The organism is Aquimarina sp. 433 (assembly GCF_054054605.1).
This window is the reverse complement of record NZ_JBSWZK010000016.1, coordinates 1-23,300: the sequence shown is the minus strand read 5'-3', so window position 1 is coordinate 23,300 and position 23,300 is coordinate 1. Positions and strand designations below refer to the sequence as shown.

21 protein-coding genes and 1 other RNA gene are annotated in these 23,300 nt (G+C 32.3%); 10 read left to right on the top strand and 12 right to left on the bottom strand.

The annotated features are described in order from the left end of the window. Positions 1-207: 207 nt before the first annotated feature. The 4 genes from ACWNT5_RS22925 (at position 208) to ACWNT5_RS22910 (ending at position 3,454) form a co-directional block, all read left to right on the top strand. Positions 208-2,064 (top strand): outer membrane protein assembly factor BamB family protein, encoded by a 1,857-nt coding sequence (locus tag ACWNT5_RS22925; protein WP_456518677.1) that lies wholly within the window; start codon positions 208-210, stop codon positions 2,062-2,064. 223 nt (positions 2,065-2,287) lie between these two features. Then, positions 2,288-3,007, top strand: coding sequence for a hypothetical protein (locus ACWNT5_RS22920; protein WP_299902652.1), 720 nt, complete (start codon positions 2,288-2,290; stop codon positions 3,005-3,007). Positions 3,008-3,017: 10 nt separating this feature from the next. Then, positions 3,018-3,245: a putative signal transducing protein gene (locus tag ACWNT5_RS22915; RefSeq protein WP_299610390.1), complete on the top strand. Its 228-nt coding sequence runs from the start codon at positions 3,018-3,020 to the stop codon at positions 3,243-3,245. A 5-nt stretch (positions 3,246-3,250) separates the two neighbouring features. Next, complete coding sequence (locus ACWNT5_RS22910; RefSeq protein ID WP_456518676.1) at positions 3,251-3,454, top strand: hypothetical protein; 204 nt, start codon at positions 3,251-3,253, stop codon at positions 3,452-3,454. A gap of 1 nt (position 3,455) precedes the next feature. Here the strand turns inward: ACWNT5_RS22910 and ACWNT5_RS22905 are convergent, their stop codons facing one another. Together ACWNT5_RS22905 and ACWNT5_RS22900 are read right to left on the bottom strand one after the other, a co-directional pair. Beyond that, positions 3,456-5,018 carry a GMC family oxidoreductase gene (locus ACWNT5_RS22905; protein ID WP_456518675.1) on the bottom strand — a complete coding sequence of 521 codons (1,563 nt, stop codon included), beginning with the start codon at positions 5,016-5,018 and terminating at the stop codon, positions 3,456-3,458. Further along, positions 5,015-6,868 carry a fatty acid desaturase gene (locus ACWNT5_RS22900; protein WP_456518674.1) on the bottom strand — a complete coding sequence of 618 codons (1,854 nt, stop codon included), beginning with the start codon at positions 6,866-6,868 and terminating at the stop codon, positions 5,015-5,017. Before ACWNT5_RS22900 ends, ACWNT5_RS22905 begins: the two co-directional genes overlap by 4 nt. 86 nt (positions 6,869-6,954) lie before the next feature. Here ACWNT5_RS22900 and ACWNT5_RS22895 point away from each other — a divergent pair, with 86 nt between their 5' ends. Next, positions 6,955-7,554 (top strand): TetR/AcrR family transcriptional regulator, encoded by a 600-nt coding sequence (locus tag ACWNT5_RS22895; protein ID WP_456518673.1) that lies wholly within the window; start codon positions 6,955-6,957, stop codon positions 7,552-7,554. A gap of 63 nt (positions 7,555-7,617) precedes the next feature. Here ACWNT5_RS22895 and ACWNT5_RS22890 read toward each other — a convergent pair whose 3' ends face one another. Further along, the gene (locus ACWNT5_RS22890; protein ID WP_456518672.1) at positions 7,618-9,243 is read right to left on the bottom strand and encodes an ABC-F family ATP-binding cassette domain-containing protein; all 1,626 of its coding nucleotides are present in this window, start codon (positions 9,241-9,243) and stop codon (positions 7,618-7,620) included. An 842-nt stretch (positions 9,244-10,085) separates the two neighbouring features. On the opposite strand from ACWNT5_RS22890, the gene ACWNT5_RS22885 reads away from it, so the two are divergent. Further along, positions 10,086-11,555, top strand: coding sequence for a TlpA family protein disulfide reductase (locus tag ACWNT5_RS22885; RefSeq protein WP_456518671.1), 1,470 nt, complete (start codon positions 10,086-10,088; stop codon positions 11,553-11,555). Positions 11,556-11,599: 44 nt separating this feature from the next. Here ACWNT5_RS22885 and fsa read toward each other — a convergent pair whose 3' ends face one another. From fsa to ffs, 3 genes are all read right to left on the bottom strand, one after another. After that, on the bottom strand, positions 11,600-12,253 hold the full coding sequence (gene fsa / locus ACWNT5_RS22880; protein ID WP_299610369.1) for a fructose-6-phosphate aldolase: 654 nt from the start codon (positions 12,251-12,253) through the stop codon (positions 11,600-11,602). A gap of 74 nt (positions 12,254-12,327) precedes the next feature. Beyond that, on the bottom strand, positions 12,328-13,149 hold the full coding sequence (locus ACWNT5_RS22875) for an SDR family oxidoreductase (protein ID WP_456518670.1): 822 nt from the start codon (positions 13,147-13,149) through the stop codon (positions 12,328-12,330). Positions 13,150-13,240: 91 nt separating this feature from the next. Next, an RNA gene (gene ffs / locus ACWNT5_RS22870) (signal recognition particle sRNA small type) lies at positions 13,241-13,339 on the bottom strand. Between the two features lie 87 nt (positions 13,340-13,426). Between ffs and ACWNT5_RS22865 the strand changes: the two genes are divergently transcribed. The 3 genes from ACWNT5_RS22865 to ACWNT5_RS22855 all read left to right on the top strand — a co-directional run bounded on the left by ACWNT5_RS22865 (position 13,427) and on the right by ACWNT5_RS22855 (position 17,237). Next, the gene (locus ACWNT5_RS22865) at positions 13,427-14,476 is read left to right on the top strand and encodes a glutaminyl-peptide cyclotransferase (RefSeq protein ID WP_456518669.1); all 1,050 of its coding nucleotides are present in this window, start codon (positions 13,427-13,429) and stop codon (positions 14,474-14,476) included. A gap of 115 nt (positions 14,477-14,591) precedes the next feature. Then, positions 14,592-16,355 (top strand): DEAD/DEAH box helicase, encoded by a 1,764-nt coding sequence (locus tag ACWNT5_RS22860; protein ID WP_456518668.1) that lies wholly within the window; start codon positions 14,592-14,594, stop codon positions 16,353-16,355. 117 nt (positions 16,356-16,472) lie between these two features. Beyond that, a complete protein-coding gene (locus ACWNT5_RS22855; RefSeq protein WP_456518667.1) occupies positions 16,473-17,237 on the top strand; it encodes a carboxypeptidase-like regulatory domain-containing protein in 765 nt (254 codons plus the stop codon). 15 nt (positions 17,238-17,252) lie between these two features. Here ACWNT5_RS22855 and ACWNT5_RS22850 read toward each other — a convergent pair whose 3' ends face one another. Further along, a complete protein-coding gene (locus ACWNT5_RS22850) occupies positions 17,253-17,618 on the bottom strand; it encodes a VOC family protein (protein ID WP_299610355.1) in 366 nt (121 codons plus the stop codon). A gap of 136 nt (positions 17,619-17,754) precedes the next feature. Here ACWNT5_RS22850 and ACWNT5_RS22845 point away from each other — a divergent pair, with 136 nt between their 5' ends. Further along, positions 17,755-18,456 (top strand): hypothetical protein, encoded by a 702-nt coding sequence (locus ACWNT5_RS22845; protein WP_456518666.1) that lies wholly within the window; start codon positions 17,755-17,757, stop codon positions 18,454-18,456. A gap of 79 nt (positions 18,457-18,535) precedes the next feature. On the opposite strand, the gene ACWNT5_RS22840 is transcribed toward ACWNT5_RS22845, so the two are convergent. The 5 genes from ACWNT5_RS22840 to ACWNT5_RS22820 form a co-directional block, all read right to left on the bottom strand. Further along, entirely contained in the window at positions 18,536-18,679 is a 144-nt protein-coding gene (locus ACWNT5_RS22840; RefSeq protein ID WP_456518665.1) for a hypothetical protein, read from the bottom strand. Positions 18,680-18,878: 199 nt separating this feature from the next. Further along, positions 18,879-19,538 carry a TrmH family RNA methyltransferase gene (locus tag ACWNT5_RS22835; protein ID WP_456518664.1) on the bottom strand — a complete coding sequence of 220 codons (660 nt, stop codon included), beginning with the start codon at positions 19,536-19,538 and terminating at the stop codon, positions 18,879-18,881. 302 nt (positions 19,539-19,840) lie between these two features. Continuing rightward, on the bottom strand, positions 19,841-21,808 hold the full coding sequence (locus ACWNT5_RS22830) for an OmpA family protein (protein ID WP_456518663.1): 1,968 nt from the start codon (positions 21,806-21,808) through the stop codon (positions 19,841-19,843). Positions 21,809-21,822: 14 nt separating this feature from the next. Beyond that, positions 21,823-22,782, bottom strand: a complete 960-nt coding sequence (locus ACWNT5_RS22825; protein WP_456518662.1) for a PorP/SprF family type IX secretion system membrane protein — start codon at positions 22,780-22,782, stop codon at positions 21,823-21,825. A gap of 68 nt (positions 22,783-22,850) precedes the next feature. Beyond that, a partial coding sequence (locus ACWNT5_RS22820; protein WP_456518661.1) for a gliding motility-associated C-terminal domain-containing protein occupies positions 22,851-23,300 on the bottom strand: 450 nt, incomplete at its 5' end.

The following is a 23,300-nucleotide window of genomic DNA, read 5'->3' as shown; positions in this document are numbered from 1 at the left end:
TTTTTCGTTTTATTACAATAAACAATGCTAACTTAGGATATTTATGAGCCTTTAGCATCCGTACAAACAGCAAAAAAACCTCCTGCAATCGTGTTTCTAAACACCTTAAATCTAAGGCTTAAACAACTCTTAAAGTTCTAATTTGTCTTGTTGTGCATGCATAATAATTGCATTTTTGTTAAAAATTTTAAACTGAAAATTAAGAATATGAAAAAAAATTATGCGCTAATTGTATTTCTGGTTACTAGCTTTTGCTTTTTAAATGCACAAGAAACTTTATGGCAAGTGGATTTAAAAGAATCCTTATACGAAGTTGGATGGATTAAACAGTCTAATGATGGAACTGTCATTGCCTCTGGAGCAAAAGGACTCGTTGGTTTAGATCATAAAACAGGTGAAACCAAATGGCACAATAAAGAGCTTAAAGCTATCGACAAGAACACTTTCTTTACCATCGATGGATTACCTCTTTTTTATGTAGAGTATATGCCATTAGCTGGAAAAACTAGAGGATTAATTATCAATTCTAGTAACGGCGAAGTTGTTTTTGATACGAAAGATGACAACTACAGAATACGAAATTTTATTCCAATTCCTGAGAAAGGCATTATTCTATTTGAGCTTATCAAGGAAAAAGAGCGTAATCTTATGTCTTTTAGTTTGAAAACTTGGAAGAAAAACTGGGTTACTCCTTTAGGAGAATCCAAAGGACTTCTTCAGAGATTGAGTGGAGCTTCTTTTGTAAATCAAGGACCTTTCTTTAATAAAGAAAACAATATTATATTAGGTATAAAAAATGAAATCTTCACTTTAGATTTCAATACTGGAGAAGTTTTATGGAATCATACGGCTAAGAAAAAGATAAAAGCACTAGTCTATTCCGAAATTAATAATAGCCTTTACCTTGGAATTCGTAAATCTAAAGTGTTAACCGTACTTAATCCTTCCACGGGAGAAGATATTACACCTGGGAAACTTAAATTACGTGGAACTCTTATCGATGTAAGACCTGATAATGATAACAACCTTATACTTGTAGAAACTGAAGGTTTTAATATTATCACACCAGAAACCAATGAATTCAAATGGAAAAAAAGTTTTAAAATTGAGTTCTTAGACGAAGTTATTCCGCATGAGAAAGGTTTTATCGCAGTAGGAAAAAGTGAAAAAGACGGTAAGATTGCGCTTGTAAATCCTGAAGGAGAAAAAATATGGGATAGTAAAGTAAAGGGATATTCTTACTACGTAACTACTACAAATAAAGGGGTACTGTATGTCTCCAGTGAAAGATCCAACATTCTAGATTTTGAAAAAGGAAAAGATGTCTGGGACAAAGATGTAAAGTTTAAATCTATTCCTGCGGTTACCTATGACGAGAAAGAACAGAAAGTTGTTTTATTTGAAAATGAAAAAGGATACAAGTTTGACCTGAACACTGGCGATATTGAACTTTTTGCAGAAGATGTTGAATTAGAAGAAGTAAATAAGAAGACTCCTCTAGTTGCAGAATATGTAGACGGTTCTGGTTATTTACTACATGCGGATCAGCATATATCTCTTCTTTCACCAGAAGGAGAACTGAAATACACTCAATATTATCGCCCAGCTGCCTCAGTTGACGGATTTTTAAATATGGCTCAAACTGGTTTAAATATCGTAGGTGTTGATTTAGATATTCAAGGTTCTTTAGATAATATTAATACATTAACAGCATTATCTAATGGTGTATATCTTAGATCCGAAGATCAAACAGATGGAAATAGCACATCTACAGTAGTTGCGGGTATGTATACTGGTGCAAATAGCGATCAAATGGCAACAGTATTTGAAGTGACATTAACCAGGTTCTCCAATTCCAAAGCAATTAAAACTCATAAGTTTGTTGTTACAAAAGTAAAAGGAGATACAACAAAGCACTTCATATATATGATTAATAAGAAAACAGGAGCTAAGGATGCTCAGATCGAATTATTGGATAAAACACCTAACTATTTGATTGATGAGATTGACAATGTAGTTTTTGTGAATGAAAAGAATCGTTTGATTACTTCTCATAAATTCTAAATACCATAATTTTACAAATAGACTGTCTGGAAAGCATCGAGTTTCTTGTACCTTAAACACTTGACTTAAGATAACTTTCCAGACAGTTTTTTTGTTTTTACAACTAATACCAAGCATCTTTTTTGATGATTTTGGAGTATTATATTCAACAGTTGTTAAAAACCCTAAAATCTTGGAATCCAGATTCTAAATATTTAATTTAGTAGAGCTAAAGAGAAAGAAAATGATATTCCCTAAAACTAATATTGAACAAAAGCTGGCAAAAGTTCGTGCTAAACAGCAAAACGAAACAAATTGGAGATCTCAAGTTGAAGCTATCTTTAGTAGAGAAGATCAAAAAGATAGCCGAATCCTAGATACATTAGAAAACGGAACGCCAATAGAAAAAAATGATTTTATATTCGATCATTTAGATAGTAATAACATCTATCATATCGACCAGATCAAAAAAATATGTATTGATTACAGACTTCGTTTTTTAGCTTCTAAATATTTTAAAGGTAAACTTCCACAAGAAGCATTATCCAAAATAAAAGACCTGGAAAAAATTCACGATCTAGAATTAAAAGGCTTCAAGATAATAGCTCCTTCAAAACTGTTTAAGTTAGAAAATGCAGATGATCCCTTATTATTTGCTCCAATGGGTAATGATTACTATTACCTCATACACAAATGGGGAGAAGACCTTCATCCATTTCGAAAATTGATGATGTGGTTTTTTAAAAGTTTTGAAAATCTGATTGTACTTACATTTCTGGTAAGCGTATTATTAACTTTTATGATACCTCAGGGATTATTTAGTAAAGAAAACACATCTTCAGAATATGTTATGATATTTTTCTTTATGTTTAAATCCGTTGCCGCTGTAGTTTTATTTTATGGATTTGCTTTAGGCAAAAACTTTAATACTGCTATATGGGACAGTAAATATTTTAACGCATAAAGTAAAACCTATGTTTTTTGATAGTGAATACGAACGAGTCTATACAGGAAGTTTTATTAACGTACAATTCTTACAAAATATACTCCAAGAAGGAGGTATAAATTCTATTACACGAGATGATATGAAATCAGGTATGGCAGCTGGCTTTGGTGGTGGAATTCCAGATCACATTCAGCTTTTTGTAAAGAAATCGGATGTAGAAGAAGCAGTTCCTATCATAGAAAAAAGTTTATCTTAGCTTCCATGGAAGAAAGTAATAACAGAACCCCCAAAAACAAATATGATTTAATCATAGGTATTTTTGGAACCTTATTTGGAACATTTAGATTATATCAACACTTACAAGCAGCACCTGTGGAATGGAACTATAGAATTTTACTTTCTATTTCATTTATAGGATATGGTATTTTCCTGTTGTATCGTTACTTTCAAAATAATAAGCAATAGCTTACACATCTGATTTATTCGGTATTTTACTCATTGCCCGCTCTGCTATAGCAGTAATCGATAATGATGGATTTACTCCTGGGTTTGCTGAAATCATTGACCCATCACAGATATACATGTTTTTATAACCAAAAACCTTATTATTCTTATCGATCACACCCTTTTTTGGATTATCAGACATTACCGCTCCACCTAATATATGTGCTGTAGAAGGAATACCTGCCAAAGGCTCTAATCCAAAAACAGTTTCTTTTCCTTTGGTAATTTTGGCATATCGTTTTGCTAACCCCAGAGATTCCGAAATAAATGCGCTTGGTTTATCTCCATCATTTACAGAAGTATTCATCTTCCCAAAAGCATTTAGCCTAAATTTCAGGGTACTATCTAAAGTTTGCATAAACAATAAAATTGCTGTGCTCTTGCTCCAATCTTTTACCGTATAAAGTTTTATATATGATAATGGGTTTTTAATAAAACTTGTAACGATTTTTATCACTCTTACTATGGTATTCTTACCATGAGTTAAGGGCAAATGTGACAATCGCCAGAAACCTGAACCTTTTGCATACCTTACGATCTCTAGGTGACTATTCTCATCTGTATGAAGTATAGAACCTATTGCCACACCTTTAGACATATCTTTAGTGCCGTTAAGGTTGGTAACACTTATCAAACTTTCATTATTTGTTCTTATATCCTCTCCCAAGTAATCTGATAATCTTGGTAAAGATTGTTTTTTCAATTTTAGCAGAAGTTTTACAGTACCTAATACTCCTCCAGAAAAAATAACTCCTTTAGCACGCACACGTTTTTTTCTAGGAAAATATCTTGTAGAAGATTTAAAAGTAATGGTATATTCGTCATGGTTAGGAACTACATCTATCACTTCATTTTCTGCAAGAATCTGAGCTCCTTGCTGCTGTGCCAAATACAAATAATTTTTATCCAGAGTGTTTTTAGCACCAATTCTACAACCAGTCATACAACCTCCACAAAAATTACATCCTGTTCTTTCTGGGCCTTTTCCATCGAAGTATGGATCTGCTACCTTTTTATTCGGCGTGCCAAAAAATACAGCTACATCGGTTGCAGAAAAATCATTTTTTATATCCAAACTTGTTGCTAATTCTTGAAGAGCTTTGTCACCGTCGAACAAATGGGGATTTTTTTGTGCTCCCAGCATTTTTAGTGCTATATTATAAAATGGAGCAAGTTCGGATTGCCAATCTGCCAGATTTTTCCAACTTCCGGAAATAAAAAAATCCTTTTTGGGAACCGGTAATGTATTTGCATAAACCAGAGAACCTCCTCCTACTCCAGTTCCTGAAATTACTACTACATGTTTAAAAAAAGACATTTTCATGATTCCGAACCATTTTAAAAAAGGCACCCACAACCATTTTTTAAGATTCCAGTTTGTTTTTGGAAAATCTTCAGGACGATACCATTTGCCCTTTTCTATTACTAAAACTTTATAACCTTTTTCGGTTAGTCTTAACGCACTTACAGACCCACCAAAACCGCTTCCTATAATTATATAATCGTATTCCTGTTCGATATTCATAATTTTAATTTTAGATCGGTTTCTGGTGTACACATACAAGTAAGAATATATCCTTGATCTATTTCATTGTCTAGTAATACCATATCCTGATACGGTTTCCACTGCACTTGGCCTTGTAATAATTGTACTTTGCAGGTTCCACAGTCTCCTTTTTTACAGGCATAAGGAAGCTGTTGCTCATTTCGTAATGCGGATTCTAAAATACTTTCGGATTGATCTCCTTCGTATATAAAACTTTGATCTCTTCCTTCTACTGAGATGCTTTGAGTCTTTCCAGATAGTTTCTCAATATTTTGAGAAAATTCTTCGAAATGAATCAACTTTTTGTTCACCCCTAATGCTGTTAATACTTCTTTTGATGCTTCCATCATAGGCGCTGGACCACAAACATAACAATAAGTATCCGTTAATGTTTCTAGCAAGTAACCTTGCTGTGTTTCCTTATCTAAAAGCTGTAAACTTTTTATACAGGTAAATCGATTAGGATATAAAGACGATAGCTCTTGTAGTTCATTAGCGAAAATAATATCTTCATTACTTTTGTTACCATACAATAGTTTCACTTCGTTTTTAGATGTTCTTAGTACATATTTTATCATTGATATGATTGGAGTAATTCCACTTCCTCCAGCGATAAAGAGAAATGACTTGTCCAATACTTCTGGTAATAAAAATCTACCGAAAGGACCAGAAACTCTCAACTTTTTATGACTCTTCATATGGTTTACTAAATGATTAGATAGCTTCCCCTTAGGAACTTTTTTAACGACCACACTTAGTTTTCCAGTAATCGGATCTTCACATATCGAGTAACACCTACTTATTAATTGATCGCTCACATAATCCGATATTACAACATATTGTCCTGGCAAAAAAGAAAAAGGTATTTGGTCTAGATTCTTGAAAACTATTTTAACTGCATCTTTGGTTTCATGAAACACATTTTCAACTTCAAGCACGTAATTCCAAGTACTTCCGGATATGATATCTTCATACGTATTTTTCTTATCTAACAGAGCTAAATCCTTATTTCTAAAACCTTCTATAATTGATTTTTTTTCAAAAAGTTGTGACTCCACATCTTTAAAACAACTTTTATAATTATAGAAGGGAACTCTAGGATATAAATGATGAATCAAATGATAACTCTGATATAATGACACCAATTCTAATCCTGGAATCGTTACAATTCGTGTATTGTGATACTTACCAAGATTATTATGAGGATAATGTGGCAGCCAATCAAAAGAAAATGCCAATATTGGGGCTGCAATCAGTGCAGATAAAATGAAAACAAAAAACAACGCACTTCCATATCCCATCGCAATTAGTGTACTAATAAGACTTACTATAAAAATCAAAAACACTAAAGACTGATTTTTGATATTTCGCATAGCGGTATTCTTTATACTATTTTTCCCGAAGGTAAAACCAAAATAATGACCAATTAATGTAAGGCATCTAAAAAATATAGAAAATGGATTACTACCATTTACATAATGATCAGGATCATGTTCTGGATCATTGGTATGGGCATGATGTCTCAAATGAATTACTACGAATGCAGAAAATGGAAATAATAAGAAAAAACTAGAGATCCATCCCAGTATCTGTTCTATTTTTTCAAAAGAGGAAACACCACCTGCTATATTACCATGACTCGCTTCATGCGCTATAGTAAACATTCCGTAAGCTATTACAGCACCAATAGTAGAAGTCCAAATTGGTGAAAACCCATTGCTATAAAATTTCCAAAGCAACATATACGCTAAACACAGAAAGATGAATAAGATTATCGTAGGCCAGGCAACCTTTCCAGAATATTTTTGCCAAACTGCTTGATTTTTCACGTGTCAAATGGTTATGTTTGAAAAAAGATATGTATTTTTTCGAACTATTTAACCAAATATAGTTCGATTTTTACAAATTACCAAGCATGGGAAGAAAATCAATTCATCGAGAAAGAAAAGATAAGAGCAAAAAAGTAGAACAATGGACACAAGCTTTATTGCCTAAACTTAGGAATACCGAGCTTGGAGAGCTTACCATGGATGATCTAGCAAAATTGATGAATAAAAGCAAGTCGACTATTTATCAATACTTTGTAACCAAAGAAGAAATTTTTGAATATGTTACCCAAGTGCGTGTAGATCAACTTAAGGCGTACAAAAATGAAATTTCTATTGAAATTATGGGTTTAGGTTATCAGTATGAAGCTTTAGCTAAAATATTGGCAGAAGGTGTAAAAGATATTTCTCCTTTTTATCTAAAACAATTACAGATGCACTATCCGAGTGCTTGGGATATCATAGAACATTTTTTACAAGGCTTACTAAAAGATTTAAAAGAATTTTACATATTCGGTATTGAAAATAAGATCTTTAAAACCGTATCTCCAGAACTATTGATCAAACTAGATGAGTACTTTATCATGCAACTGATTACAGATCATACCTTTTTTAACGACAACCAAAAAACACTCGAATCTGCCATTAAGGAATATATGTTTGTAAAGTTTGAAGGTTTAGTCCAATAACAAAAAAACACCTACTTCTTGTAGATGTTTTTTCTAGAATATTTTTTTTTAAAAAGCTGTTTATTAAACATTCACAGCATACATTTTTTCTCGTAATTCCTTGATCTTTTTATCGCTCATATACTCATCAAAAGTAGTATAACGATCTATCACTCCGTTAGGTGTTAATTCTATCACTCGATTAGCAACTGTCTGTGCAAACTCATGGTCATGGGTTGTGAACAATATAGTTCCTTTAAAGTTCTTTAGTGAATTGTTAAAAGCAGTAATAGATTCCAGATCTAAGTGGTTTGTAGGTTCATCTAACATTAGAACATTTGCTCTTGTCATCATCATTTTAGATAACATACATCTTACCTTTTCTCCTCCCGACAATACGTTTGATTTTTTTAGAGCCTCTTCTCCACTAAAAATCATTTTTCCTAGAAATCCTCTAATGTAAACTTCTTCACGTTCCTCTTCGGTAGTAGCCCACTGACGTAACCAATCTACTAAATTCAGGTCATTTTGAAAATACTCGCTATTATCAGCCGGCAAGTACGATTGTGAAGTGGTAATACCCCATGAGAATTTACCATCGTCGGCCTTTTGTTTGTCATTTAAAATCTGATAAAAAGCAGTGGTTGCTCGAGAATCTTTTGAAAAAACTACAACTTTATCTCCTTTTGCTAGATTGATATCTACTCCTTTGAACAATATTTCTCCTTCTATACTAGCTGCTAATCCTTCTACATTTAGAATTTGGTCTCCTGCTTCTCTATCTCTTTCAAAAATAATTGCTGGATAACGACGGCTCGAAGGTTTAATGTCTTCAATATTTAATTTCTCGATCATTTTCTTACGAGAAGTTGCTTGTTTTGATTTTGCAACATTGGCACTAAAACGAGCAATAAATTCCTGAAGTTCTTTCTTTTTCTCTTCCGCCTTTTTATTCTGCTGCGCTCTTTGTCTTGCTGCTAATTGCGAAGATTCATACCAGAAAGTATAGTTACCACTATAATTATTAATTTTTCCGAAATCAATATCCGAAATATGAGTACACACAGAATCTAAGAAGTGACGGTCGTGAGAAACTACAATCACCGTATTATCATAATTAGCTAAAAAGTTTTCTAACCACGAAATTGTTTCATAATCAAGATCATTCGTTGGCTCATCCATTATCAGAACATCTGGATTACCAAACAAACACTGTGCAAGAAGCACTCGTACTCTTTGTTTTGTATCAAGATCCGCCATGCTTGTATAATGCAGATCTTCTTTAATACCTAAATTAGAAAGCATGGTGGCAGCATCACTATCCGCGTTCCATCCATTCATTTCTTCAAACTGCACTTGAAGCTCTCCAATTTTTTCTGCATTTTCATCGGTATAATCAGCATATAATGCATCAATTTCCGTCTTGATTTTATACAATTCTTTATTTCCCATAATGACAGTTTCCAATACTGTATGCTCATCATAAGCATAGTGATTCTGTTCTAATACCGACATTCGTTTACCTGGCTCTAAATGTACATGCCCAGAAGTAGGTTCAATTACCCCTGAAAGAATTTTTAGAAATGTAGACTTTCCTGCTCCATTAGCCCCGATAATACCATAACAGTTACCCTGAGAAAAGGTAGTATTTACTTCATCAAATAAAACCCGCTTACCGAATTGTACTGAAAGATTAGAAACTGATAACATAATAATAAATTGTATTTTCGGCAAAAGTAGAAAAATGGATTCAAACCCTAAAAGAATACTTAGGTATTTTAAATAGTATTTTACAATAAAAAATCAATAGAAAATGAACACAAACTATCTTTCTATTCCGATCCAATATTAATTACAAAATAGATCTAATAACCATTATGATTAAAATTTAAAACGACAGAGCAAATATATCTAGTCTATAATTTACTTTTTTGAGGGTTTATCAGAATCATCCATAATCATCTTCATTGAGGATCAACTTAATAATTAAAGCTTATTTCATAAAAAAAAGCAGTCAAACTTTAGTTTTGACTGCTTTTTTTTTATTTCTCTGAAATTTGTTCTTGTATACAGAAAATAAATCAGGGATTTTTTACCCGTTAGTTGTAGGCGAGCAAACTCCTCCCGAACAGAAACCTGTAGGACAATGTGGGAAACCAGTTAAGCAAGCTAAACCATCCGACGTTGGACCACATGACGACACGTACTCTGTAATAAAACCGCCTAAAACAGACTTCTGAGCGTTTTTGTTTAATTGTTTAATTCCCTCGATTTTCAAAATTTTTCTCATGATGATAATATGTTTTAAAAGATTATATTGATTTGGTTTAATCAACCTTTTAAATATACGATCTTAGAACAATGATGTGTCAAAAATCGACACAATATTTTATTTTTTAACTTTTCATTTAGTTTCATTCATAATAATCTTAGAAGAGCCAAAAAAAATCCCGTCATACCCTAATATTAACACAATTAACGTATTCTTAACAAGTCAGAAAAGTCTTTCCATTTATTTTTGAATGTTTGTCAGTATAATAATAGCGCCCAAAATGTTTTTCTTCAGACTAAAGTATTTTTGTTTTATCTGCTTATCTAGTTGTTGTTTATTAAGTTGCGACTCTACCGAAGAGGTTACAAGCAATCACGTATACTTAGGCGGAGAGATTGTAAATCCTAATACAGATTATGTCGTTCTTTTTAAAGGTGATGATTATCAGGACACAATTTATTTAGACAAAAACAACAGATTTCTTCACAAGATTGAAAATATTAAGGATGGGCTTTACTCCTTTAGACATAATCCAGAATATCAATTAATTCTGTTAGAAAAAGGTGACAGCATTTTAATGCGTTTGAATACTCTAGAATTTGATGAATCTCTTGTTTTTACTGGAAAAGGCTCTCGAAAAAATAATTTTTTAATTGATATGTTTCTACAAAACGAAAATGAAAGAAATCAATTATCGAATAGAAGATATACCAAAACACCAAAAGCATTTAAGAAAGAGCAAGATTCGTTATTAGATTTGAGACTTCAAAGATTCACCAATCTGACAGATAAGTATCCACTTAGTGACCTTGCCACGAAAATATGTAAATCTAGTTTTGAATATGACTTCTTTTCTAGGTATGAAATGTACTTATATAAGTATCAGTATTCTAGACTTAAGAGCAGAAATATCGCCAATGACATTCCTAAAAACTTCTTTGAATATAGAGATTTAGTAAATTATAACGAAGATGATTTGATGAGGTTATACTCCTATAATAGATTCTTAAATCATTATTTCACTAATTCTTCATATACCAAGTATATGAATCAAAAATCTTTTTCTAAAAATAAGGTAGAATATACTATGTATAAACTTGACCTTGTGGACAGTGTTATACAACAATCTTATATTAAGAATAACTTACTACGTGGTATTACTACCAATTTTATACTGGACAACAAAAATGATTATACATCTCAGAAAGTATTAGATCATTATTTATCAATTAGTAGTAATAAAAAATTTCAGAAAGAACTTAAAAAATTAGCAAAAGCAACAGCAAGGCTAAAACCCAACAATATTATTCCGGATCAAGATCTTATATCTTCTAATGGTGAAATGACCAAATTATCTGAGCTTTTCGAAAAACCGGTTACCGCACTTTATTTTTGGTCTATCGAAAGAAAAGATCATTATGTAAAAGCTCATAAAAAAACCACTCACTTAAGTAAAGTATATCCTGATATCGATTTTATAGCTATTAATACAGACGACGAACAAACGGACAACTGGTTAAAAACTATTAAACGACATAACTACAATCTGGAAAATGAATATGAATTTAAGTTTCCAAAATGTTCTTCAGATGAATTAGTAATTCATTATACTAATAAGGTAATTCTGGTAAATCAAGAAGGAAAAATAATTAATCCTAATGCTGATCTATTTTCTTCCTTTTTTGAAAAACAATTAATGAGTTATAGCAGAATGGCAAGTATTGATAAACAAAAAACTGTTCTCGATTAAAAGAACAGTTTTTATAAAGTATCGATTTATAGTATACTAGAAATCTAGTTTCCTTTTTTATAGTCTGCTAAGAATTTAGCTAAACCAATATCAGTTAAAGGATGTTTTAATAAACCTTCGATAGATGAAAGAGGTCCGGTCATTACATCTGCTCCAATTTTTGCACAATCAATTACGTGCATTGTATGTCTAACAGAAGCTGCTAATATTTGTGTATCGAAGTTATAGTTATCATACACCATTCTTATTTCTGCGATTAGATTAAGACCATCTGTAGAAATATCATCTAATCTTCCTATAAATGGAGAAACATATGTTGCTCCTGCTTTTGCTGCTAACAAAGCTTGTCCTACAGAAAATACTAGTGTACAATTAGTTTTAATACCCTTATCACTGAAATATTTTATTGCTTTTACTCCTTCTTTGATCATAGGTACTTTCACAATAATCTGGTCATGAAGTTTTGCTAACTCCTCTCCTTCTTTTACAATACCTTCAAAATCTGTAGAGATCACCTCGGCACTTACGTCTCCAGTTACTATATCACATATTTTTTTGTAATGTTCTATAATATTATCCTTTCCTGTGATACCTTCTTTCGCCATTAATGATGGGTTCGTAGTTACTCCATCCAGTACTCCAAGATCTTGTGCTTCTTTAATCTGATCAAGGTTAGCAGTATCAATAAAAAACTTCATATTGTTGTGTTTAGATTTATGATTATTTGTTGAAATTCTAGTTCTATATGATTCTTTTTTAGAATCGGGCAAAATTACAATTTATAATGATTCATAAGTAATTTCTCATATACTTTATCGGGCAAAACTCTTTTTAAAACGATAGAAAACTTTTGCATAAACGCTCCTACTTTATAATGCACTTTGGGTTTTGAGGTGTTAATTACATTATATACGGCTTTAGCCATTTCATTCGGATCCATTCCTTCATCTACGTGTTCATTCATTAATTTCAGAGAATCTCCGTATGTTTTTTCGTATGGAGAACCATCAACTACAGGTGCGTGATATCTTCCTGCAGCAATATTTGTAGCAAAATCACCAGGAGCTATATTGGTCATTTCGATATTAAAGGTTTTTAGTTCCATTCGCCACGCCTCTGTAGTCACCTCGAGAGCAGCTTTAGAAGCACTATACACACCTCTAAACGGCAATCCCATATATCCAGCGATAGATGTAATATTGATAATTAAACCACTATTTTGTTTTCGCATTATAGGTAATACCGATTTGGCTACATTTATAGGTCCAAAATAATTAGTAGTAAAATTATTGATGATCTCTTCTTCTGGAATTTCTTCCATAGGTCCTGTAATCCCTGCACCTGCATTATTGATCAAAACATCTAATCGTCCTTGTTCTTTTTGGATGGTATTTACTGCAGTAGCAATACTATTCTTATCAGCAACATCTAATTGTAACAAGCGAAAATCATTGAAATCTTTGTAACGGGAAGGGTTTCTACTGGTTCCATAAACAACATATCCTTTAGTCGAAAGAAATTGCCCTATGGATTTTCCAATTCCTGATGAGCCACCTGTTATTAAAACAACTTTAGCGTTTTGATTTGTATTCATATTGGCAAATATACATCTGGATTTACGATTTATGAATTTAGAAGAACGAAATAAACGAAAACATTTAGAAAAGGTAACTTTTGCGCACAAAAAAAGGCAAGCTACCTACATCACACCGCTACGACCGTATACCTTTGCTGCGTTCCCGCCCTGGAGGATTCAACAGGAGCTGGTTGTGTAGGACTTGCCGCTGCAAAGATACAATCTTTACTATATAAAACAATGATTTTTTAAACCCAATTAAAATAAATATCTTGCTCTAAATATTTCCAATATCATGAACAACCGTAACCTATTCGTCATCATAGTATTATGTTTTTTAACCTTTGCGTGTGGAAGTAATGCTGATGCGAAAAAAAAACAATTTTCGATAAAAATTGATGGTGATACATCTAAATTTAAGCTTGGAGAAACCATAAAAGCCAGTATTCTTAATCCTAAAAAGTTAGAAATTGACTCCGTTACTTACTTTTTTGAAGACACTAAACTAACTACTACTGATAAAACATTATTAGTAGAAAAAATTGATGATGAAAGACTAGGAAAACATCTTTTAAAAGCAATTGTATATTTTGAAGGTAAGGAAGAAGATATTTATAAAAAATTAACCTTTTACAACAATAAACCTCCTAAGCTATACAAATATAAGATCATCGCAGAATACCCTCATGATCAAACAGCATTTACCCAAGGATTAGAATTTGTAGGAGATACCCTTTATGAGAGTACTGGTAAAAATGGCTTTTCTTCTTTGAGAAAAGTAAATTATACTACTGGAGAAGTACTGATAAAGAAAGATATTGACAAAAAATATTTTGCCGAAGGTATTACTATTATTAATGACAACATCTATCAATTAACATGGCAGTCCAAAGAAGGTTTTATATACAATCTTAGTACTTTAGATAAAACGGGAGGGTTTACCTATAATAAAAGTAAAGAAGGATGGGGACTGTGTAATGATGGAACTTATATATACAAAAGTGATGGTACCGAAAAAATCTGGGTATTAGATCCGAAAGACTTATCTGAAAAATCATATATCGAAGTTACTACCCATAATAAGGTTAAATCTAAGTTTAACGAATTGGAATGGATTGACGGAAAAATTTATGCGAATACCTGGCAAAAAGATGGTATTGCTATTATTAATCCTAAAAACGGAGCGTTAGAAGCCGTTATTAATTTATCTGGATTAAGGGAAAAAGTGAGTCAGCATGAAAATTTAGATGTATTAAATGGTATTGCCTACAAAAAAGATACAAAGCAATTATTTGTTACAGGAAAAAACTGGGACAAACTTTTTGAAATAGAGATCATTAAATAAAAAAATGATTTCCTACTTGGTGATCAAAAACATTATTTTTGTCACATCAGAATAAGTACTCCGTTATTATTATAGACAGATAATAAACCGTACCTTTGCGGCTTATTTTAGATATATGAATAAATTTGAAGCATTAGGCCTCGGAGAAGCTATAATAAAAGCAGTGAATGAAATGGGGTTTGAGACCCCTAGTGAAGTACAGGAGAAGGCTATCCCTATTTTGCTTAGTGAAGATACTGATATTGTCGCATTAGCGCAAACAGGAACAGGAAAAACTGCAGCATTTGGTTTTCCTTTAATTGAAAAAATCGATGTAAACAGTAGAATTACACAAGGACTTATCCTATCTCCCACTCGGGAACTTTGTTTACAAATTACAAACGAGTTAAAAAACTACGCTAAATTTTGCGACGGACTACGAACCGTTGCCATTTATGGTGGTGCCAGCATTCAGGAACAAGCTAAAGAGATCAAGCGTGGTGCTCAAATAATTGTTGCTACTCCTGGAAGAATGCAAGATATGATTAACCGTAAAATGGTTAATATTTCTAATATTGGATATTGCGTATTAGATGAGGCAGATGAAATGCTAAACATGGGGTTTTATGAAGATATCAATTCCATTCTTGCGCATACACCAGAAGACAAAAATACTTGGTTATTTTCTGCTACCATGCCTAAAGAGGTAGCTACTATAGCCAAACGTTTTATGAATCACCCAAAAGAAATAACGGTTGGACATAAAAACACAGGATCTAAAAACGTATCTCATGAGTATTACGTTGTAAATTCCAGAGATCGTTATGCTGCTTTAAAAAGATTAGCAGATGCAAATCCTGATATTTTTTCAGTGATCTTTTGTAGAACCAAAAGAGACACTCAAAAAGTCGCAGAAAATCTTATTACAGATGGATACAATGCTGCTGCATTACATGGTGATTTAAGCCAAAATCAGCGAGATTTGGTAATGAAAAGTTTTCGTAACCGCCAGATACAAATGTTAGTTGCTACGGATGTTGCTGCTCGTGGAATTGATGTTGATGATGTTACCCATGTAATTAATTATCAATTACCAGATGAAATAGAAACCTACACTCATAGAAGCGGAAGAACAGGTCGTGCTGGAAAAAGTGGTGTTTCTATGGTAATCGTTTCGAAAAGTGAACTTAGGAAAATTAAGTCTGTAGAACGCATCATCAAAAAGAAGTTTGAAGAAAAAGAAATACCTAGTGGAGAAGAAATTTGCCAAGTACAGTTATTTCATCTTGCCAACGATATTGCAAAATCAGAAATAAATCACGAAATTGATAGCTACTTGCCATCTATAAATGAAGTACTAGAAGATTTTTCGAAAGAAGAATTGGTAAAAAAATTCTTCTCTGTAGAATTCTCTCGCTTCCATAATTATTACAAGAAGGCAAAGGATCTGAATGTATCCAGAGATAGTGGAGACAGTTCTAAAGGCAGAGATGGTAGTACGCGTTACTTTATTAATGTAGGAGAAAAAGATGGTTTCGATTGGATGACTTTAAAAGATTTTCTGAAAGAAACTTTAGGATTAGGGAGAGATGGCGTAAGTCGCGTAGATGTAAAAGAAAGTTTTTCATTCTTCAATACTGATTCTGAACATCAAGATATGATTCTTGCTGTTTTTGAAGATTTTAGAATGGAGGGCAGAAAAGTGAACGTAGAGATCTCTAAAGATTCTGGTAGAAATAGAGGAAAGCGAAGAAGAGATAACAATGGAGGAGGTTTTAAAGGAAAAAGAAGAAGCGAAGGTTTTAAACCTAAAGGAAGAAATCGACGTGACCAAAAAAGCAGTGATAAAGGAAATAATAACGGAAGAAGAGATCGAAGAAAACGTAGTGATCGAAGGTAATTTTTTTATGAATTAACTAAACTATATGATTTTTGGTCCTATTTTTATGTTATGTTCGTATAGAACAGCCGTCATATTAGATAGAGTTGATCATTAATTATTAAAAAAAGGGAGCTTTTGAAAAAAATTTTATTCTACATAACACTTGTTTTAAGTATTGGAATATATGCTCAGGAAACTGATCCTGAAACTGTATCCGGACAAGTTCTTAATGCCTCTACGGATATTAAATTACAAAATGTTCACGTAGTAAATTTAAGTCAGGTAATAGGTACTATCTCTGACAAAGAAGGAAATTTTGAGATTAAAGCAAAAGTTAATGACACCTTATATTTTACCTATATAGGATACAAAGCGCTTAGAGTTAGAGTAACGAATGACTGGAAAAAATTTGGGGATGTTAAAATTAAAATGACAGAACTTGGAATAGCTCTAGAAGAAGTTGTAGTGGCGGATGTTCAGTTAACTGGTTATTTAGAGATTGATGCTAAAAAAATCCCGGTTTACAACAATTATAGATATAGTATTTCGGGATTAAATTCTGGTTATGAAGGAGGAAGCAAACAACCAGGAGCGGTAAATAAGGTTCTGGGTGCTATTTTTAACCCTGCAGATTTTCTATATAATATTTTTAGTAAACGATCAAATGAACTTCGGAAACTTAGAAAGATGAAGAAAGATGATGAAATAAGAAATCTCTTAGAGTCTAAATTTGATCGTGCTACTCTTATGGCGTTATTGCAAGTAGAACGTTTGGACATTGATGAAATTTTACGCAACTGTAATTACTCAGTAGATTTTATAAAATTTGCTAACGATCTTCAAATCCTTGATGCTATTAGCGATTGCTACGAGGAATATAAAGTTCTGGACAGGAAATAATAATCCTTATTAGTATTACTTCTGAGAATGTAGCGCAATACGATTCCCTTCAGAATCTATAAATTGGGCAAAAAATCCGTTTTCTTTTGATATTAATTTTTTATCTATAAGTACTTTTCCTCCTGAGACATTAACTCTAGCAATCTCGTTAGCTACATCTTCTGAAGAAAAATATACTACTACTCCATCAGCAGAAGGCTTATAATCCTCTTCTAAAAGAATCAACGTACCAGTAGCCGTACCTACCTGATTTTTGTTAGGAAACCACCCCATTTTAACACCATCCATTTCAACAAGATAAATTTCTATATCGAAAACTTTTTCATAAAAAGCTTTTGCTCGATTCATATCTGTAACCGGAATTTCAAACCAAGTAACCATAATTCAAGTTTTAGAAATATATTTCAAATTACATTTTATAATCCAGATCAACTACAAAAGAATTTAAATTAACTAATACGTTAACCTTTAGATATATTGAACACTAAGTATCGTAATTCAAATAAATACTAAAGGCATGAAACTCTTAAAATTACTAAGCTTATTTTTAATCATCTTTTCTTTTTCTAACTGTTCTAAAGAAGATGATGAAATCTTTCTAAACGAAACAGAAGTATTAGAAAAAAGCAATCTCTATCCCAATATCAAATGGACTGGAACCTGGAATTCTACCTATGGAGAATTAAGACTAGTGGAAAAAGGACAGCTTATCTATGGAGATTATAGTGATATTGGTGTCATCTATGGATATAGACATTATATCAATGGGAAGGAATATTTTGAAGGCACCTTTGAGAATTATCGAATGAACAAAAATGGTATTATTCGTTTTGAAATGAATAACCCTAATTTTAATAACTCCTTTTCTGGTGAATGGGTATGGAATAACTCTTCTTATTGGTATTCCTGGAATGGCACAAAAACCTCTAAAAAGGAACCAGTGTTACAAAGTTTTTATAATGTAAAAGGGCAGATTATGGATAAAACAACTTTACAGAAAATCACTACTCCGATTACTATTGAAGTATTCAAAAATGGTATCAGACGATTTACTGACGTGTCTGAGAGTGGATTATATGCGCTTCAATTACCAAAAGGAAACTGGGAGATAAGAGTAAATGATTATAGATATCAATCATATTCCAGAAATATCCTGGTAAAAGAAAATTACGATTTCAATAATTATTTTACAGAAAACATCTTTCTAGTCAAAAAATAATTTTTGACTAATCTTAATGTTATTCCAGGTATTTCAAAATCGTTACATTAAAAAAATACCTGGAAAATGGATTAGTTAGTTACGAAGTAGTTGTTCCTTTATGAAAAATATCGTGAACAACTTCAGATGTATAATTGATGGTTGTTTTATTAGATTTTAAACCTGTTTTCACTTGTTTTATAAGTGCTTTCATTTTGCTGGTAGGAGACTTTTTTTTGCTCATGACAAAGATGTTTTATGGGTACTTAACAGTATTAAGTTACTCAAATATAGGGAATTAAATTTTAAATCGTTTGATTTAAGCACATTAACCTTTTACGTGTAAACCTTTTTTCACCCATAAACTACGACATAAAAAAACAGCAAAATTATAGAATTTGAATACTATTTTTAATTATTCGTAATCAACCAATTAGTATTTGTTATTTATGCTCTTCTTTGTATCTAGCAATAATTTTTTCGTGACTTTTTATCACTTTTTTGGCCCAATCCATTCTTTTTTCCATCTTTTCTGTTTCCGATAATTGCCAAGGAATATCTGAATTTCTTAATAATGAAGTTACATGCTGTAAAATTATCGCCGCAGAAACTGAAATATTAAGACTTTCGGTAAAACCAACCATAGGAATATGTAATTTAACATCCGATTCATCTAGTACTAAATCACTAAGACCTTCTTGTTCTTGACCAAAGAAAAATACTGATTGCTTGCTAATATCAAAGTCTTTTAACTCAACAGAGCTATCATGAGGAGTTGTTGCCACAATCTGATATCCTGTACTCTTCAAGGTATTTATACATTCTCGGGTGGTAGTATACCTATTGATATCTACCCATTTTTGCGCACCCATTGCAATTTCTCTATCAATACGTTTAGCATTTATCTCTTCGATTACATGAACATTCTGAATTCCAAAAACATCGCAGCTTCTTATTACAGCACTTGTATTATGTAACTGATATACATCTTCTACAGCTACAGAAAAATAGTTTGTTCTTTGTGCAATTATATTTTTGTTAAGATTCTGACGTCGTGGAGTAAGAAAAGATTCTAAGTACTCTAATAGTTGAATATCTACCATAAGAGTGCTAAAATATAAAAGATTGATAATTTATAAATGAAAATGGTCTTAAAGATCATCAAACTATTTCCTTCATAAGGAAGACCTCTCTTACGTTACCCATTCGCATAGAGAGGTCTATACTAATATAAGATCACAAAAGTCTTGTACGAAAATTTTGCTTAACGTTTTTATTCCCATCGTCATATAAAAATAAAAAAACAATCCTTTTTAGAAATTACATCAGCTCCTATTAACAAATCACTTAATTTTCAATTCATTTGGATGTTTTTAGCTACTACAAGTTTTGACTTGCCTCAATTTTATTTTTGTAAAATAAACTCACTTCTTCTATTTTTCTGATGTTCAGCTTCACTACATTGCGCATTATTATCACATCTATTTACCAAAGCTGATTCTCCATATCCACGTCCAGTAAGTCTGGATTTATCAATCCCTCCTTTTTCTACAATATACTTTATAGTACTTTTTGCACGACGATCACTCAATGCCATATTATAACTATCTGGAGCTCGACTATCTGTATGTGATCTAACATCTATTTTTATCTCTGGATATTGTTTCATGGTGGCAATAATTTTTTGAAGTTCTATCTCCGCATCTGGACGAATGAAAGATTTATCTAAGTCAAAATAAATTATTTGCAAGTCTAATATTTTAGCTAAATCATCTCCAGGTTTCACTTCTTGTTCTTGTAATCCTCCTTTAGACAATTGCAGAGGTACATCATGAGTGTACTCTAATGCAGTATTGGTCTCTAAAAGTTTTTCTGATGGGTTGTAGCTGTTTTTAAGCGCCCTAATAACATATGATTTTTCACACTCCAATTCAAAATTATATACCCCGCTAGCATCACTTGCTACTCTGGATATTTCATTTCCGTCTTCATCTAGTAAAAGCACATCGGCTTCTGACAAAATAACTCCAGATTCGGCATCTGTTACAACACCCGACACGTACTGTCTACAACTGGTAATTAACTCTTCTATTTGTTTAAAACTATAAATATCATCATTTCCTTTTCCTCCTTCTCTATTGCTTGCAAAGAAACCTATTTTGGTCATTTCATTTAATACAAAACTAAAATCATCATCCGGACTATTTACTGGTCTTCCTATATTATAAGGAATTGAAAAACCTTCTTCTTCTGGAACCGTAACAAAAATATCTAAACCTCCCAACCCTACATGGCCGTCGCTTGCAAAATATAGTCTTCCTGTATCACTTATATAAGGAAAAGTTTCTCTTCCTTCGGTATTTATTTTATCTCCGAGATTGACTGGAGTACCAAAGGTTCCATCAGGTAACACATCTACCTTATATAGATCAGACATACCTTTGGTACCAGGCATATCACTAGCAAAGTATAATTGTTTCCCATCTTTAGTAAGAGCTGGATGCGCTACAGAATACTCCTCACCATTAAATGGTAATTCCTCTATATTCTTCCACTTATCACCTTCTAAGGTTGCTCTATATAACTTTAACAACACTGTTCCTGTTGTATCAGAACCTATTTTTCTTTTCGTATAATTATTTCTCGTAAAATATACTGTTTGTCCATCTGGACTAAAAGAAGTAGAAGATTCATGAAACTTAGTATTTATTTTACCTTTTATTTTTTTTGGTTGAGTTAATTCGTTATCAGGTTCTACAACTTCTGAAATAAAAAGATCTAAAAAAGGCATTTCGTTCCATTCGTGAATTATTTTAGACATGGAACTATATTGACTTCGAGAGGATGCAAATACAAGATTGCCTCTATTATCAAAACTTGGAGCATAATCAGAAGCGCTTGAATTAATATCTATTTTTTTGAGTGTGAATTTTCCAGATTGCATCTCGATAAATCTCAAATAATCTCGTGTACTCACAAAATAAACGGCTCTTTTATCGGTATTTGTTTTCTTATAAAAAATTTCCATGATAGCATCGGCATCATCATAACGCTTTATGCTTTTGAGACTTTGTGAATATCTGAATAAATATTCCACATCCATATCATCCGAATACTCCTTCATTAGTTTTTCATACCAATCAATAGACTTTTCTAATTCGCCATTGAAATAATATGAATCGCCAATTTTCTTATACAAATCCGAAGAAGTGTATCCTTTTTCAGCTACATCTAAATATATTTTTCTAGCATCTACGAAGGCATATTTAGCAAAAGTCTCATCTGCTCTTGCCAGTCTTTTTTCCTGTGCTTCTATTCCTCCAAATACAATAACACATAAAGATAGACTTATAAGGGTTTTTATAACTTTCATAACAATCTTATTGGTTAAAAGAATCTAGGAGTTAGCATTCTGTTATATTTTCTAAACAATTCAAAACGTAGCATTACTTCATAACTTCCATCATTAAATTGTGTTCTTCCTAATTCGGTAGTTTCTCTATCATATGCAAATCCAATCATTAAAGAATCTGAAATCTGGAAACCAGCCATGGCACTAAAAGCTGCACTCCATCTATAAGCTGCTCCTAGTGTTAATTTATCATATAACAAAAAATTAGCAGATAGATCTACCTGTAAAGGAGCTCCAAATACTAATTTAGATAATAATGCTGGTTTAAATTTTAGATTATCATTTAGCTCAAAAACGTATCCTGTTATCAAATAATAATTAATACGTTCTTCTGCAATAAATGTTGATGAATCATTACTATTTACTGTAGCATCTTCGTCGAAATGATTTGTCTCTAATAAATTAGGAGCACTCAATCCAGCATAAAACTTATCTGTATGATAGTAGATTCCAACACCTACATTTGGACTAAATTTATTATCGATATTATTCTCAAAATTCGGATCATTAATTTCGAACTGTGACAATCTTTGGAAATCTACATTTAGTAAATGCCCTCCCGCTTTTAATCCGAAGCTTAACTTTCCTGTGTCCGAAGTAGGAATCGTATAGGAGAAATCAATATCAAAGTAGGTTTCATCTGTAGGTCCAATTTCATCATTTACGATAGAGAACCCTAACCCAACTCGATTATTATCTCCTATTGGAGTGTTTAACGTTAAGGTTTGTGTTCTTGGAGCTCCATCCAATCCAACCCATTGACTACGATGCAACCCCATAATACTCATAACACCTCGGCTACCCGCATATGCAGGATTTACGCTTATCGTATTATACATATACTGGGTATATTGAGCATCTTGCTGTGCTTGGATATTATTAAAAAAACCAAACCACAAAAGAAAGGATAGGAATAGTATAAATATTTTTCTCATTTATTTAAATTTTTAAAGAATGATCATAAGAGCCCTGATTATAGACGATTTGTGTTCGGATCAATTATTTATCTATTTATATACAGGAAACCTGTTTTATTTTTCTTTTCTCCCGTTTCTAACGTATATTCTAAGAAATAATAATAGGTACCTACCGGAAGCTGCTTATCTTCTTGTATGGTAGCTCTACCGTTAGAAAAACCTCTAAATAAATTATCATTACTTCCATAATTTCTGGAACTAAAAACAATAACTCCCCATCTATTATAAATCTCTAAGGTATTTTCTAGATTCTCGATACCTCTAATGATCAAGGAGTCGTTTATCCCGTCACCATTTGGACTAATTCCCGTATAAACAGTTACTGATTCATCTGAGGTTATTGCGGTGATGGTTTCATCCTCTGCATCTCCATCACCATCGGTATCAACATCTGTTGTATTGGTAGGATCATCAGAAACATCAACCACATCATCTCCATTTGGATCTTGACCTGTTACTGTAGCCTGATTGATCAC